The following is a 15,995-nucleotide window of genomic DNA, read 5'->3' as shown; positions in this document are numbered from 1 at the left end:
AGCGGAAATGAATGGATGATCCAGGGCTTGACTGCGCTTTCGTGCGGAACCGATCTGAGCCGGTGAGGCGCCTCGTGATCAGATGCTCGCTCGGTGCCGCGCTCTCTGACGGTGCTCAACGCCCGTGTGCGAGTGATCCCCCGTGCCGGGCCCGCCTCGAGGAGTGCTGGTGAGCGAAGGACGCTCGGCGGTGGATCCGCCCTTGCACTGCGGGGTGCTGGGGCCGCTGCTGGCCGCCGTTGACGGGGAGGCCGTACGGCTGGGTGCGGCCAAGCAGCGGGCGCTGCTGGCCTCGCTGGCGTTGGGGGCCGGGGCGCCGGTGCCGTACCACCGGCTGATGGATTGTGTGTGGGGACAGGAACCGCCGGCGAGCGCTCGGACGACGCTGCACTCGTATGTGCGCAGACTTCGGCTGAGACTCGATTCTCAGAGGACGCACTTCATCCGCAGCGTGCCGGGGGGCTACCGGCTCGATGTCCGCACCGTACAGCTCGATCTTCTGCGGTTTCGTGAATTGACCGCCGAGGCGGCCGAACGTGCCAAGAGCGGTGACGTGCCCGGTGAGGCGGAGCGCCTGCGGGGCGCGCTGGCCCTGTGGCGCGGCCCGGTGCTGGCCGACGTGGCGTCTGAGACGCTGCACCGTGAGGACGTGCCGCGGCTGACGGAGGAACGGCTCGGCGCGCATGAGCGCCGGATCGATGCGGAGCTTCGGCTGGGCCGCTTGTGCGGTGTCGTGGCGGAGTTACGGGAGTTGACGGCCGAGCATCCGTTGCGCGAGCGGTTCTGGGCCCAGCTGGTGATCGCCCTGCACGGGTCCGGGCGGACGGCCGAGGCGCTGGCCGCCTACCGGTTCGCACGGCAACGGCTGGTCGAGGAACTGGGCCTGGACCCCGGCGAGCAACTGCGCCGATTGGAGTCGGCGATCCTGCGTGGTCAGACCGGACCGGACATGGTGTCCGAGGCCGTCGGACCCGTCATCGCCGAGACGACCTCGGTCGTCGCACCGGTGCCCGCGGCGCCCCCGATGATCCCCCGCCGGTTACCGCCCGGCATCGGCGTCGTGGTCGGCCGCGACGAGGAGATCGGAATACTGCGGGAGACCCTCCGGCCCGCGCCCGGCGCCGGCGCCACGGTGCCGATCGCGCTGGTCACCGGACGGGCGGGAGTGGGCACGAGCGCCCTCGCCGTGCACGCGGCTCACCTGGTGGCCGAGGACTTTCCCGATGGCCAGTTGTACATCGACCTGCGCATGTGCGGCACGGATCCCGGGCGCGTGCTGGTGCGCCTCCTGCGGAGCCTGGGGGTGAAACGCGAGCGGATCCCCGACGATCTGGATGAGCGCACCGGCACGTACCGCGACATCGTGAGCGGCCGGCGGATCCTGGTCGTCCTCGACAACGCCATGGACGAGCCGCAGGTCCGGCCACTGCTCCCCGGAACGAGCAGCTGCGCGGTCCTGGTGACCAGCCAGGCGCGCCTGGGCGGGCTCGACACCGCCCGCCTGCTGGAGCTCGACGTCCTGGCACCGCGCGAGGCCGTCGAGCTGTTGCGGCGGGTGCTCGGTCCCGAACGGGTGGCGGGCGAACGGGCGGCGGCGAACGAGATCGTCCGGCTGTGCGGCGGGTTGCCGCTCGCGGTGCGGATCGCCGCGGCCAGGCTCGTGACCAAACCGCACTGGCGGCTTGCGGACATGGCCGCGCGGCTGCGCGACGAATCCGGACGCCTGGACGAGCTCGTGCACGGCGGGCTGGAGGTCCGGGCACGTCTCGCGCACGGCTATGGCGGTCTGGACGATCCCGCCAAGACGATGTTCCGCCGCGTCGGCCTGCTCAAGGCACCGGAGTTCGGGATCCGCTCCGCCGCCGGTGTCACCGGGATGAACGAGGCCGACGCGGAAGCGGCGCTGGAACGACTCGTCGACGCCAGGCTCGTCGATGCCAGGCTCGTCGACGCGGCCTGTCCCAGCGCCTCGGGAGAAACCCGTTACCGCCTTCCTGACCTGGTGCGGCTCTTCGCGTATGAGCGCGCAAGCTGAGGAGGCCTTCACCATGCACGACACCCTGCACCGGCAGGCGTCGCCGGAGATCCTCGGCGAAATCCGCGCCAGGAAGGCGCAAGCAATACGCCAGTGACGTATCCGATGATGAAGACGATCAATCCGAGACGTCGGCCGAACGCGGGAATCGCGCGACCGAGGGTTGAGACAAGGAGAAGGAATGCGCTTCTTTAAGGCACTGACCGCAGTCGGCATGCTGGCCGCCGGCACCGTCGCCGTCACCTCTGCGCCGGCCAATGCGGAAGTCACCGTCTATGTGTGGGCCAACAATGTCAATGTCCGTACGAGCCTGGCTGGCAACCGGGCGTGTCTGGACTATCCGTCTGCTCGCAACTGCCCCGATGTCGTCACCAAAGTCTCCAAACAAAACATCGTCGTCTACTGCCAGAAGAAGGGCCAGCCTGTCTCCGACAGCGGCTATTCCAGCGAGTGGTGGAGTTACATGTACGCGGGATACCACAGGCCCACAAGCTGGATCAGCAACGTCTACATTCGCGGCAATGCCCATCTCGACGGCGTCCCCGACTGCGCGTTCTGACGCTTCTCGACATTCCGCTTCCACCGACTTCCCACCCGCGACTTCGGAGGCGGTGACCGCGTCCAGCTCGGAGAACGGCAGCGGCCGGGACTCGGTCACCGCCAGCTGAGGTGGGTGTCCTGGTTGAGCTGGACGCGGTCAATGCGCTGCTCGGGCAGTAAGCGTGATCGGCGCAGTAAGCGTGATCGGCTTCCGCGAACACATTAGAGTTCGTGTCGCCCCCTGAAGTCACGCAGTCGCGGAGCGCCGATGACCGACGATCGTCTCGCCGGACGCTACCGGCTGGTGGAGGTGCTGGGAGCGGGCGGCATGGGCACGGTCTGGCGGGCGCACGACGAGCTGCTCGGCCGGGACGTCGCGGTCAAACGGATCGATGTGGACGAGGACGCACCGCCGGACGAACGCGCGATGTTGTACGCGCGGGCCGCCCGCGAGGCACGGGCGGCGGCGCTGCTCGACCACCCGGGCATCATCACCGTTCACGATGTCGTCGAACCGCACGGCCTGCCCTGGATCGTCATGGAACTGGTCGAGGGCCGCTCGCTCGACCGGGCCGTGGACGATGACGGCCCGTTCCCTCCTCCTCGGGTCGCCGAGATCGGGGCGCGGCTGCTGGACGCGCTGACCGCCGCGCACGGGCAGGGACTCCTCCACCGGGACGTCAAGCCCGCCAATGTCCTGCTGGCCCACGACGGCAGGATCATCCTGACCGACTTCGGGATCGCCGCGATCGAGGGTGATCCGGCGCTCACCCGGACCGGCGCGCTCGTCGGTTCGCCCGGATTCATCGCGCCCGAGCGGCTGCGCGACGAACCGGCCGGACCGGCCTCGGACCTCTGGTCACTGGGTGCCACCCTGTACGCCGCGGTCGAGGGCCGGGCGCCGTTCGACCGGGCGACCCCCATGGCCGCGCTGGGCGCGATCCTCGCCGAAGAGGCCCCTTCGCCCAGCCGGGCCGGAGCCCTGGCGCCGGTGCTCGCCCGCCTGCTGGACAAGGATCCCGTCAAGCGCATCGGCGCGGCCGAGGCAGCGGCCGCACTGCGCCGAGTCGCGGCGGGCGGCGACTCCGGTGTCGCCACGGCTCCACCGGCCACCCGTCCTCCCGCGACCTGGCCGGCGATGATGACCCGCTCGCCGCGGCGGCGTGCCGTCCTGGCCGTCGGGATCGTCGCCGCCGTCGCGCCGGCGGGCGTCCTGCTCATGAACGACCGCGGCGCCGATCCCCCGCCGCGCGCGACCGCATCGCCGAAGCCACAACCGGTGCCGGCTGTGGACCCCTGTGCCGTGCTCACCGACCAGCAGGCGCGCGAGCTGCTGGCCGGGGCGGTGCGGCGACGCGATGAGCCGGGCAAGGGAGACTGCTCATGGCTGGCCCCGGGCGTCCCCGCCATCCTGACGGTCTACAAGCCCGAAGCGGTGGCCGCCTCACCCGGTGCGGCTGTCGATCGGATGGCAATCAAGCGGAACGAACTACTCGGCTACCTGCAGTCGGTCCACAACTCCGTCCACAAGAGCTCTTGGCCCTGGCGGCACGCGGGCTTCCCCACGACCGACGTGAACGTAGCCACCACCACCGACCTGACCGATATGCCGGGCGTGGCCGACGAGGCGGTCACCTACACGGAGCGCGGTGCGGCGCCTTCTGACGCGGCGCCTTATGACAAGGTCAACGTGACCCTGCGCAAGAGCAATGTCGTCCTCGCGCTCCAGTGGACGGGCCGCCGGACGGGTCGGGGCGCGGCCGCCGACGGAGCCCGGCGCGCCGCGGTGGCGGTGACCGGAACGCTCGCGCAGTGGGGAAACCGCGGATGAAAATCGGTGAGCTGCTGGCCGGTCGCTACCGGCTGACCGGCGAACTCGGCCGCGGCGGCATGGGCACGGTGTGGCGGGCCCGCGACGAGACGCTGAACCGCGAGGTGGCGGTCAAGGAGCTCGTCCTGCCGCGCGAATCAAGCCAGGCGCGCCGCGAGCTCGCGGTGCGCCGGGCCCTGCGGGAGGCCCGGGCCGCCGCGCGGCTCCGGAATCCCAGCATCATCACCGTGCACGACGTGGTCCTCGCCGACGGGCGGCCGTGGATCGTGATGGAGCTGCTGTCGGGCCGGTCCCTGGACAAGGTCATCGAGCTGGACGGGCCGATCGAGCCGCACCGGGTCGCCGCGCTCGGGCTGGAGATCCTGGACGCGCTGCACACCGCGCACGGCCATGGCATCGAGCACCGCGACGTGAAACCCGCCAACGTGTTCCTGCGCGATGACGGCCACGCGATCCTCACCGACTTCGGCATCGCCGCCCTGGCCGGCGACACCCCGCTGACCCGGCCGGGCGCCCTGATCGGCTCCCCCGCGTACATGCCTCCCGAACGGATCCGCGGCGAGCCCGGCGGCCCGCCCTCCGACCTGTGGTCGCTCGGCGCCACGCTCTACACGCTGGTGGAGGGCCGCACGCCGTTCGGCGGGTCGACACCGATGGGCGTGCTGGGAGCCGTGCTGGCCGACGAGCCGACCGCGCCACAGCGCGCCGGGCCCTTGGCCGGGCTTCTGCTCCGCCTGCTCACCAAGGACGCCTCGGCACGGCCGACCGCCACGCAGACGCGCCGCGAACTGGCCGCGATCAGCCAAGCATCCGCGACCGCGACCACGGAGAGCACAGAGAGCACAGAGGCCACCGGGCCTGCCGATAACGCTGAAACCCTGCCCCCCGACACCGGCGCCAGCGGCGGCACCCGGCGGCGGCCGGTGACGATCACGCTCGCCGTCCTGGTGTGCCTGGTGACCACGGTGACCGGATTCGCCCTGCTGCGGGACGGCCGGTCGTCCGGGCGGGCAGACCGCCCGGCGCCGTTCGCCACAGTGCCGTCGTTGTGCGGGCTGCTCAGCCCGGCATGGATGAACCGCCTGGTCCCCATGGCCGGCGTGGGCTCCGACACGACGGCCACCCCCGAGGACTACTTCAATCACTACATTCATCCCAAAACCGACACCTGCTTGTGGAACGAACGCAACGCCACCCACGATGGCCACAGCGCCGTCATCCTGAGCCGGCCGGTCGAAGCGAGCCCGCCGGACGACCCCATGAGACGAGCCCACGCCGACTTCACCACAATGCGGCAGGCCGTCGCGACCTCGGCAGCCCAGCCGAGAGCCTCCCCCACCCGCACCGCCCCACGGCCGGTCCCCGGCGTCGGCGACGAAGCGTTCGTCTGGGACGAGACCACCGGCGAGGCAGAGTTCCAGGATTGGGACGCCGTCGTGATCTTCCGTACCCGCAACCTGGTCACCAGGGTCGAGTACAAGTGGTACAAGAAGGACTACGGCAAGGGGTACGCGAGAGGCATTCCACCGCCCGGCGGCATCGAGCCGCTGCGCCAGGGCGCGATCCAGATCAGCCGGTGGCTGGCCCCCGCTCTGCTCGCCGGCCGCCCGCTGGCCGCGGCACCTGCACCGCCCTACACAGCGGCCATCTCAGGCATGTGATCGACGGCCAGATCGACGGCCATATGAGACGCACTGGATGCGGCGCATTACGGGCTCCTGGAGAGGTGACGGCTCCTCAGGCGGCGGCGACCAGCACTTCGTCACGGTGCGGTGGCACGGCGTGACCGTCAGGGAGCAGCTCACCGGTGTCGTCGAAGACGACGACTCCGTTGCAGAGGAGGCTCCAGCCCTGTTCGAGGTGTGCGGACACCACACGGGCCGCCGCGTGGTCGGACGCGCTGGCGGCCGGACATGGCGGTTGGTGCTGGCACACGGTGGTCACTCCCTGCTTGGATGTCACTGCTTGGATGCCGATGTCCTCAGCCTTCGCCATCCGGGGCCGGTTGTCTTCGTGGGCAGCCGCCAAACTCGACCCCCTGCTTGCGGTCTCTGGATGTTCCAGCTAGCTGCAATGCGGACCCCTGTGTCCGGGCAGCAAGCTGAAGACGTGGCCATCCGTTGTCTCCTCGTCGACGACAACGATCGCTTTCTCGGAGTCGCCCGTGCGGTGCTGGAGAGAGAAGGCATCGTCGTCTGCGGCGTCGCGTCCACCATCGCGGATGCCCTTGCGCAGACGGAGAGGCTGTTTCCTGACGTGGCCCTCATCGACATCGATATCGGCGGTGAGAGCGGCTTTGATCTGGTGGAGCGGCTCGCCGAACTGCCACCGTCGTGGCGGCCGAGCACGGTCCTGATCTCCTCGTACGCAGAGTCCGACTTCGCCGACGTGATCGCTTCCAGTCCGGCCGCCGGATTCGTTGCGAAGCCCGAGCTGTCGGGCACGGCCATCGAGCAGGTCCTCGGGGCCGGGGGTGATGGCCCGGCGGGGGGCGGCTGAGAACATCCGGGGACCGTGCTACCGGGTTTCAGGAAGAACCGTGCTACCGGGTTTCAAGGAATTTGAGGACCGCGAGCACCCGGCGGTGGGCGTCTTCGGTTTCGGGCAACTGCATCCTGGCGAGGATGCTGCGTACGTGCTTCTCGACCGTGCCCTCGGTGATCCACAGCCGCTGCGCGATCCCGGCGTTCGATCGGCCCTCCGCCATGAGGGCCAGCACTTCGCGTTCCCGTCGGGTAAGCGCTTCCAGCGGATCGTCCCGGTGGTGGGCGGCGATGAGCTCCTGGACGAGCCCCGGGTCGACGACCGAGGCTCCGCGTGCGATCCGCTCGACCGTCTCGACGAAGTCGGCGACATCGGCTATCCGGCTCTTGAGCAGGTACCCCACACGCTGTCCGGCGGCGAGCAGTTCCATCGCCTCTTCTACCTCGGTGTGCGCCGACAGAAGGAGGATCCCGATCTCGGGAAGCTCCTTGCGGATGACGCGCGCCGCGTCGAGCCCTTCCGTCGAGTAGCCCGGGGGCATGCGGATGTCGACGATGGCGAGATCGGGCTTCTGTTCGCGGACGAGACCGAGCAGTTCTGTCGCGTCGCCCGCCTGCCCGGCGATCTCGAAGCCTGATCGTTCGAGCAGGCTGGCAATCCCCCCGCGTAGCAGGACGTCGTCGTCTGCCAGCGCTATGCGGATCGAAACTTCCTTCACCCCCTTCGTCACCATAAGTAAGGTTACGTGTTTCGGGCATCACGGGGCGGTTGCCCGGCCTTCCCGTCACCACCAAACCTGTGACAAAGGCGAACGATTTACAGTTTCCGTACTTATGCGTAGTTCAATTTGCTCTCACATAGGTGTACTCAGGCTATTAGGTGTACTCACGCTATGAGGTGGGCCCGACCGCGCATGGGAGGTGTCGATGAGGTCAGGCGGGGTGTCGCAGGGTCGAAAGCTGCCCGCCCAGGCCGAAGTCGTGCACGAGAGTGAACGTACGCGCGTGACCCGGCTCTTCTTCCCTGGGCGCACGGTCATCCGCAAGGAGCCGCTGGGGCCGGACGCGCAACGACGGCTGCAGCATGAGCTGGCGATGCTGGACCGGCTTTGCGATGTCGGTGGGATCGCACATCTGCTGAAGGCGCCGCAGTACCCGGGGTCGATCGTGGAGGAGGACGTTGGCGGCGCGAGTCTGGCTGGGCTGGCGAAGCCGCTGGCTGTCGATGAACTGATCGGACTCGCGGTGGAGCTGGCCCGGGTGGTGGCGGGGATGCACCGTCAAGGGGTGATGCACCGGGACATCACTCCCGCGAACATCGTGATCTCTCGCGACGGCGCCCCGTACCTGGTGGACTTCGCCTTGGCGACCTCCTTTGCCGGGATTCGTCCCGAGTTCACCCACCACACTGAGATCGTCGGGACGTTGGCGTATCTGGCGCCGGAGCAGACCGGGCGCACCGGCCGATCGGTGGATCAGCGTGCCGACCTGTACGCCTTGGGCGCGACGCTGTACGAGCTGGCGACGGGGGAACCGCCGTTCGGCTCCGGGGACCCGTTGCGACTCACCCATGATCACTTGGCCCGTGTGCCAGTCCCACCTGCTGAGGTGAACCGGGCCCTGCCGGGGCTGCTGTCAGCGATCATCATGCATCTGCTGGAAAAGGAACCGGACAACCGCTACCGGACCGCGGAAGGCGTGATCTACGACCTGGAGCGGTTGCGGGCCAGCGCACGGCATCCCCACGCACGCCCTGCGGCGACGGCGCTGCGGGTCGGCGAGCGCGATTTTCCGCTGCGTCTGCTGCCGCCATCACGGCTGGTGGGACGCGATGACGAGGTGGCGGCGCTGGAGGCGGCGTTCGAGGACGCGACGTCGGGCCGCTGTCGTGGGGTGCTGATCAGCGGGGCGCCGGGGGTGGGTAAGACGTCGTTGGTCGATGCGCTGCCGACGGTGGTGACGGACGGTGACGGCTGGTTGGTGACGGGCAAGTTCGACCCGTACCGGCGGGATCTGGAGTTCGACGCGATCAATCAGGCGTTTCGCGCGTTGGGGCGGCTGTTGCTGGCCGAGCCGGAGGACGAGCTGGCCAAGGTCCGCGAACGGATCTTGGAGGCGGTCGGGGCGAACGCGGGGCTGCTGACCGCGGTGGTGCCGGAGTTCGCGGCGCTGCTCGCGGTGCCGCCGGATCCAGGGGATCCGCTGACCGCGCAGGTGCGGGTGCAGCGGGCGAGTGTGCAGGTGTTGAGGGTGGTCGCCTCGCGGAAGCGGCCGGTGGTGTTGTTCGTCGATGACCTGCAGTGGGCGGGGCGCACCCCGGTCGGCTTCGTTGATCTGGTGCTGAGCGAGGAGCCGGTCGACGGCCTGTTGCTGGTGGCTGCGTACCGTGAAGACGACGTGGACGCGACGCATCCGCTGGCGGCGCCGCTGTCCCGGTGGCGGGAACAGGCCGGAGTGCGGCACCTACGGCTGGGCAACCTGCCTCTGCCGAGTCTCGTCACCATGGTCGCCGAGATGCTGCACGTGGGTTGGGCGGAAGCGGCGGGGTTGGCCGAGGTGATCGAACCGCACACGTCGGGCAATCCGTACGAGACCGTGGAACTGCTCAACGCGCTGCGCCGCGACGGCGTGCTGGCGGCGACGCCGGCCGGGTGGCGGTGGGACCGGGGGGCCGTACGCGCTCACCTTGGCGAGTCAGTGGTGACCGGGCTGCTGATGGCGCAGGTTGAGGCCATGCCGACGCCGTCCCGGGCGATGGTGGAGGCAATGGCGTGCCTGGGCGGGCGAGCCGACCTGAGCCTGTTGCAGACCGCCACCGGCGATCCGGCAGGCGAAGATCCGGCAGGCGAAGTGGACCAGCGCTTGGCGCCCGCCCTCGACGCGGGTCTGCTGGTGGTGGAGCCCGGCCCGCGCGAAGCGGTGTCGTTCCGCCACGACCGGATCCGCGAAGCGATCCTGGGTGGACTGGACCCGCAGCGGCGACGCGCCCTGCAACTGGCCATGGCACGGCGGCTTGCAGAGGTGCCGGAGTTGTACGCGGTTGCGGCAGAGCAGTACCTGCCGGTGGCCGACGCGGTGGACGACGCCGCGGAGCGGCGGGTGGTGGTGGGGCTGCTGCGGCGCGCCGCCGACCAGGCCGCTTTGGTCGGAGACCATTCGCTGGTGAACGCGCTGTTGGCCGCTGCGCTGCGACTTACCGACCCGGGTCAGGTCACCACGCTGGTCGAGCTGCACACCGGCTGCCACGCCGCCTTGTTCAACCTGGGACGCCTGGACGAAGCGGACCAGGAGTACCGCACGATCGAGGGGCTGTGCACCACCGCTTTGCAGCGTGCAGACGCGACGTGCGTTCAGGTGCTGAACCTGACTCATCGGAAGCGCTTTGCGGAGGCGGTTGTCCTTGGCGTTGAGTCGCTGCGTGAGCTGGGCATCGCCGTGCCGGCAGCGGACCGGCTCGCCAAGGAACTCGACCGCCAGTTCGAGTTTCTCTACCGGTGGCTGGACCACACCGAAGCCGCAGACGATCTCGCTCGGCCCGACATCACCGAGCCGACGCTGCTCGCCGCGAGCCGCCTGCTCAACGCGGTTCTGCCTGCGGCCTACCTCATCCCCGACCTGGTCACGCATGCCTGGCTGAGCCTGGAGGCGGTGCGGATCTGGTTTGAGCACGGCCCGTGCCGCACTCTCGTCGGTCCCGCCGGCATCGCCGCCTTCGCCGCTGTCGCGCTGCGCGGCGACTATGCCGCGGGGTACCGGGCGTTGCGCCGGTTCCTGGATCTGGGCGAGGCCTGTGGCTATGAGCCCGACACGTCCCAACTGCGCTTTCTGTTCGCCATACAGAGCTGGTGCTTCGAGCCGGTCGAAAACGGTGTCCAGGCAGCGCGGCGGGCCCGCGAGGGACTGACCGCCGGTGGCGACAACGTCTACGCCGGCTACACCTTCTACACGACCACGAGGGGGCTGCTGGACTGCGCGCCATCACTGGACGGATTGGTGGCCGAGGTGGAGGCGGGCCTGGCCTTCGCACGGCGCATAGGCAGCGAGCAGACCGTCGAGTCGCTCGATAGCTACCTGTGGTTGGCTGCTGTGCTTCGCGGCGAAAGCCAAGCCGCAGTCGGTGAGGCGCTCCCCATCGACAGACACGCCGCCAGCCCGGTGGCACTTCTCCAGGCACATATCTGTCACGCGATGGCCGCCGCCATCCTCGACGATCCGGCCGCTCTGACACGGCACAGCGCAGCAGCGATGCCGCTGCTACCGGCCGACATGGGCAGCTACCCGACCGCTGGGGCCTACCTGCTGCACGGGCTGGCCCTCGCCGGGCAGGCCCGCGCCGCGCACGGCGACGAGCGCGGCCGTCTGCTGTCCGAACTGGACGATGTGGCGCGCTGGCTCGCCGCACGCGCCGCGGACGCGCCGGCGAACTTCCTCCACCTGCTGCGATGGGTCGATGCGGAACGGGCATGGGCCGTCGGCGACTTCCAAGCCGCCGTCCTGGCCTTCGACGCCGCGCGGCGCGAGGTCGCCCGGCGTCAACGCCCATGGCATCGGGCCTTGATCGCCGAACGCGCGGCCCGCTTCCACCTCGCCCACGGCGCCGAACACACCGGCTACGATCTTCTCGCCCAGGCCCGCCAGGACTACCTCGCCTGGGGGGCGACCGCGAAAGCCGCCCAATTGGACTGGGCCTACCCGACGCTGCGGCCACAAGCCGACGCGACGAGCGGGCACCGCGGCGAGCGGTCCGGCGATCTTCCCTATCACCGCTCCACCGTCACGACCGGAACGATCGATCTCCTTGGCATTCTGTCGGTATCGCAGGCACTGAGCTCGGAGACCAGTGTCGAGGGACTGCATCAGCGCGTGGCCCAAGCGCTGCGCGCGATGACCGGCGCCACCGACGTACATCTGCTGCTGTGGAGCGCCGACCGGCAGGTCTGGCTGTTGCCGACCCCCGGCAGCGGCGGCACCGTCCTCGCCGATGGCACCGGTCACGGACTCGCAGTCCCGATGTCGGTACTGCGATACGCCCAGCGGATGCGTGAGCCGCTGGTCGTGAGCGACGTCATCCACGACGATCGTTTCGCCCGTGACCCCTATTTCACCGGCATCACCTGCTGCTCACTGTTGGCCCTTCCCATCCTCAACCGGGGCACGCTGCAAGCGCTGCTGCTGCTGGAGAATCGACTCATCCGCAGCGCGTTCTCCACCGAACGGCTCGACGGTGTCAAGCTCATCGTCGGCCAGCTCGCCGTCTCCCTCGACAACGCCCAGCTTTACGCCGGGTTTCGCCGGATCGCCGACGAGCAAACCGCTTTGCGGCGGGTGGCGACGCTGGTCGCCCGCGGGGTGGCGCCGGATCACGTGTTCACCGTGGTGGCCCAGGAGGTCGGCGCCCTCTTCGGCGCCGACGGCACGACGATCATGAGGTTCGAGCCGGACAGGGAGGCGACGCTGATGGGAGGCTCCGGATTCACGCACTCCCCACCGGGTTCGCGCGGCAAGCTCGACCCTGACTCGGCCATGGCGTCGGTCCAGGCCACGGGCCGCGCAGCTCGCCGCGACGTGGACGACCCGATGTCGGCGAGCCTGACCGGGCCCCTCTCCGAGGGGGTCCGCTCCGCGGTCGCCAGCCCGATCGTCGTCGAAGCCCGAGTCTGGGGCGTCATGGGCGTCGCGTCACGGCGCGAACGGCTGCCCACGGACACCGAGCAGCGGCTGGCCGACTTCACAGAACTCGTCGCGACCGCCATCGCCAACGCGGAGAGCCGCGCCGAGCTCACCACGTCGCGTGCGCGGATCGTCGCCACCGCCGACCAGACGCGCCGGCGTTTCGAACGGGACCTGCACGACGGCGCCCAGCAGCGGCTGGTCTCACTGGCGCTGCAGCTGCGTGCGGCCCAGGCGGAGGTGCCGCCCGAGCTCGGCGAGCTCGGCGCCGAGCTCGGCCACGCCGTCGCCGAGGCGACCGACGCGCTGGACGAACTGCGCGACCTCGCGCGCGGTATCCACCCGCCGAGCCTGGCCAAGGGCCTCGGCCCGGCGCTGCGCGCGCTCGTCCGCCGCGCGCCGATCCCGGTCGACCTCGACCTGTCGGTGCAGGGGCGGCTGCCCGAGCATGTCGAGGTCAGCGCGTACTACGTCGTCGCCGAGGCACTGACCAACGCGACCAAGCACGCGCGCGCCTCGACCGTCACGGTCACTGCCGAAGCCGACACCGCGGCTGCCGTCCTCCACGTCGCGGTCCGCGATGACGGCGCGGGTGGCGCCGACTTCACCCGCGGAACCGGCCTGGTCGGCCTCAAGGACCGGGTGGAGGCGCTCGGCGGTGAGATCTTTCTCGACAGCCCGCCGGGAACGGGGACCAGTCTGCGCGTGGACCTCCCGCTCACCGCCACTAACAGCGGTGTCACCTTCCGCTAGCACGGCGTCACGTTCTGTCAACGCTGATCTCAGCAGTGCACCGCGGCCAACTTCACCGAAACCCGTACTGCTCCGTTGGCCGATCTTGGGCGGCATCCCCGTCCCGGCAGCAGTGGCCCGCAGCTCGGACCTTCGAGGAGTTCCCGCACGCTTGTGGTCACCGTCATTGGCAGATGCTCGAGGGGCGTGGTCGCAGGAGGCTGCAACGTTCGGGTACCGGCTGGCAGGGGGGTGGGAACGGCCGGTGGCCGTGAAGACGGGCACGTGCCTCAAGGGCGAAGCTGGGTGAGTGTCGATGGCGACCGACCGAACACGGACCGGCTAAAGGGGAGCAAATGGGAATGACGCAGCTCGATTCGCAGCCGCTGGGCCAGACCGGTGTGGAGATCACCGGACACCCCACCATCGGGCTGGTCGGATTGGGGCACATGGGCGGCGCGATGGCCGGGCGCCTGCTGGCCGCCGGCCGCCCCGTGCACGGCACCAGCCGAACGCCCCAGCGGACACGGTCTCTGCTGTCGCATGGGCTGCGCTGGCGCCGGAGTCCGCGCGCGGTCGCGGAGGCGGCCGATGTCATTCTCACTTCCGTCCCCGATGACGAGGCGCTGGAGGCGATCGCTTCGGGACCGGACGGCATCCTGGCCGGGCTCACCCCTGGCAGCATCTGGGCCGATATGAGCACCGTCAGCCCCCACGTCAGCCGCCGGCTCGCCGCGGAGGCGGACGCGCGCGGCGCGACCATGCTCGACGCACCGGTGTCGGGCAGCGCCCCGCAGGTGACCACCGGGACCCTGACGATCATGGTGGGGGGAAGCTACGACGGCTACGCACGCATCGAACCGATCCTGCGCGACCTCGGCACCCCCTCTTACGTGGGCTCGAACGGGCAGGGGCTGGCCTTGAAATTCGCGATCAGCATCGGCCAGGCCGCCCAGGTGCTCGCCCTCGCGGAGGGCCTCCTCCTCGCAGAGCGTTCGGGTGTCGACCGCAAGCTCGCCGCCCAGCTGATGGCCGACAGCGCGATCGGCTCACCTTTGCTGAAGGCACGCGCACCGTTCGTGCTGGACCCGGCCAAGGAGTCGTCGTTCGATCTTCGCCTGCTGCTCAAGGACCTGGAACTGGCGCTCGATGAGGCACGAAGGCTCCAGATCCCGCACCCCACCGCCGACCGCGCCGACGAGGTACTCGGTATCGCCGCCGCCCTCGGCTACCAGCGGCGCGACATCGCCGCCCTCGTCGAGGTCCTCGAGCAGATGACCGAGGAACCGTCCTGAAGATCGGCTGAGCCGCGGGCCGAACATCTGGACGCGTCCGGACTCAGCGTTGGGTGTAGATGAAGCCGACCTTGTCCAGTTCGTTGCCGGAGCGGCCGTGGAAGCCGGCGATCTGCCAGCCCGACGGCGCGGTCCGGGTCGTGCAGGTGGAGGTCGTCGTCCCACCGGCCAGGGTGTTGCCGAGGTTGGTGGTGAGCTTGGCGTAGAAGATTCTGGTGTGCCCGTCCTTCTGGCCCTGGCACAGATACGCGGAGGTCACGTATTCACCGCTGGCCAGCGTCCGGGACGACGCGGTGCCGCCCGTCCCCCCGTGGGTGAACGCGGTGCCGTTGGCCAGCGTGATCCCGATCTGGTTCACCCGCGCCCCGGCGCGCAACGAGATCTGGGTGGCGCGGGCGCCGGCCGGGACGCCCTCGATGTCGTTGAAGTAGGTGCCGTGCGGGCCACCGAACTGGTCGCTGAACTGGTAGTCCGGATTCTGGGCCCAGGAGAACCTGGTGACGATCGGGTCGTGGTCGGACAGCATGCGTCCTGAGTCGTCGAGGAACTTCGCGTGCTCGTTGGCGTAGCCCGACGCGATCAGCGTGATGAGCCGGCTGCTCCGGTAGAAGATCTTGTCGACCGTCTCGCAGGTGTCGGTGACGTTGGCCGGGTCGCAGACGAGGGCGGGGCTGCCCTCGGCCGGCACGCTGCCCTTGCGGGGGAGCTGCACCCACGCGTCGGTCAGCCCGTTGTCGGCGGCGAAGGTACGCAGGGTCGCGCCGTCGCCGGACCTGGTGTAGCGGGCGTTGATGTCGCCCATGACCACCACGGCGTTCCCATTCGAGTGGGTCTTGATGAAGGACGTGAGCTGGCGGAGGTTGGCCGCCCGGGCGGTGATGTCGCCGCTGTCGCTCCCGGCGTCGGCGTGCAGGTTGTAGAAGTCGATGACGTCGCCTTCGGCCACCCTCACGCGCATGAACGTGAACCCCTTGGGGGTCAGGCAGTCGCCGGAGTTGAGGTTGCAGTCCTGCCACTTCACCCGCTCGAAGTCATCGTCGCCGGTGGGATAGGACGACAGTAGGTTCAGTCCGCTGCCGATGCCTGCGCCGCCGCTGGTCGGCGTCCGGTACGGATGGGTGTCGGCGGCGTACAGGTTGGCGTGGTAGTTGAAGTCCTCCTGCACCTGGACGACGTCGTACGGGCCGAGCCTCTGGCCGATCGCGGTGGTGGCCGGCGCCCGCGGCGTGGGAGCGCTGGACAGCCCCTCCGGCAGTCCGGCGATGTTGTAGGTCATGACGGTGAAGGAGCCGCCCGCGGCTGCGGAGGCGGAGGCGGGTGCCGCCACGGCCGTGGACAGGGCCGCGGTGGAGACGAGGGCCAGCAGCGCTTCGGTGAGCCGGCGAGGTCTGGGCACGGGGGGTCCTCCT

10 protein-coding genes are annotated in these 15,995 nt (G+C 69.8%); 7 read left to right on the top strand and 3 right to left on the bottom strand.

The features are described 5' to 3' along the window. Positions 1–169 precede the first annotated feature (169 nt). The 4 genes from ACH34W_RS18610 to ACH34W_RS18595 all read left to right on the top strand — a co-directional run bounded on the left by ACH34W_RS18610 (position 170) and on the right by ACH34W_RS18595 (position 6,067). The gene (locus tag ACH34W_RS18610; RefSeq protein ID WP_395962161.1) at positions 170–2,035 is read left to right on the top strand and encodes a BTAD domain-containing putative transcriptional regulator; all 1,866 of its coding nucleotides are present in this window, start codon (positions 170–172) and stop codon (positions 2,033–2,035) included. A 181-nt stretch (positions 2,036–2,216) separates the two neighbouring features. Beyond that, positions 2,217–2,594, top strand: a complete 378-nt coding sequence (locus tag ACH34W_RS18605) for a hypothetical protein (protein WP_395962160.1) — start codon at positions 2,217–2,219, stop codon at positions 2,592–2,594. A gap of 249 nt (positions 2,595–2,843) precedes the next feature. Then, the gene (locus ACH34W_RS18600; protein WP_395962159.1) at positions 2,844–4,406 is read left to right on the top strand and encodes a protein kinase; all 1,563 of its coding nucleotides are present in this window, start codon (positions 2,844–2,846) and stop codon (positions 4,404–4,406) included. Further along, entirely contained in the window at positions 4,403–6,067 is a 1,665-nt protein-coding gene (locus tag ACH34W_RS18595; RefSeq protein WP_395962158.1) for a protein kinase, read from the top strand. The genes ACH34W_RS18600 and ACH34W_RS18595 overlap by 4 nt, the downstream gene beginning before the upstream one ends. A 76-nt stretch (positions 6,068–6,143) precedes the next feature. Here ACH34W_RS18595 and ACH34W_RS18590 read toward each other — a convergent pair whose 3' ends face one another. Beyond that, on the bottom strand, positions 6,144–6,341 hold the full coding sequence (locus tag ACH34W_RS18590; protein ID WP_395962240.1) for a DUF5999 family protein: 198 nt from the start codon (positions 6,339–6,341) through the stop codon (positions 6,144–6,146). Between the two features lie 174 nt (positions 6,342–6,515). Here ACH34W_RS18590 and ACH34W_RS18585 point away from each other — a divergent pair, with 174 nt between their 5' ends. Then, on the top strand, positions 6,516–6,905 hold the full coding sequence (locus ACH34W_RS18585; RefSeq protein WP_395962157.1) for a response regulator: 390 nt from the start codon (positions 6,516–6,518) through the stop codon (positions 6,903–6,905). Positions 6,906–6,948: 43 nt separating this feature from the next. On the opposite strand, the gene ACH34W_RS18580 is transcribed toward ACH34W_RS18585, so the two are convergent. Then, positions 6,949–7,608 (bottom strand): response regulator, encoded by a 660-nt coding sequence (locus ACH34W_RS18580; protein ID WP_395962156.1) that lies wholly within the window; start codon positions 7,606–7,608, stop codon positions 6,949–6,951. Between the two features lie 223 nt (positions 7,609–7,831). Between ACH34W_RS18580 and ACH34W_RS18575 the strand changes: the two genes are divergently transcribed. Then, complete coding sequence (locus tag ACH34W_RS18575; protein ID WP_395962155.1) at positions 7,832–13,312, top strand: AAA family ATPase; 5,481 nt, start codon at positions 7,832–7,834, stop codon at positions 13,310–13,312. Between the two features lie 341 nt (positions 13,313–13,653). Further along, positions 13,654–14,586: an NAD(P)-dependent oxidoreductase gene (locus ACH34W_RS18570; protein ID WP_395962154.1), complete on the top strand. Its 933-nt coding sequence runs from the start codon at positions 13,654–13,656 to the stop codon at positions 14,584–14,586. A gap of 43 nt (positions 14,587–14,629) precedes the next feature. Here the strand turns inward: ACH34W_RS18570 and ACH34W_RS18565 are convergent, their stop codons facing one another. Beyond that, complete coding sequence (locus tag ACH34W_RS18565; RefSeq protein WP_395962153.1) at positions 14,630–15,982, bottom strand: jacalin-like lectin; 1,353 nt, start codon at positions 15,980–15,982, stop codon at positions 14,630–14,632. Between the last annotated feature and the right edge of the window lie 13 nt (positions 15,983–15,995).

Origin of the sequence: Actinomadura sp. 6N118, from assembly GCF_044326415.1 — a bacterium.
Taxonomy (GTDB): domain Bacteria; phylum Actinomycetota; class Actinomycetes; order Streptosporangiales; family Streptosporangiaceae; genus Spirillospora.
Note: the sequence above shows the minus strand (reverse complement) of the source record. Positions and strands in the feature narration are given on the sequence as shown.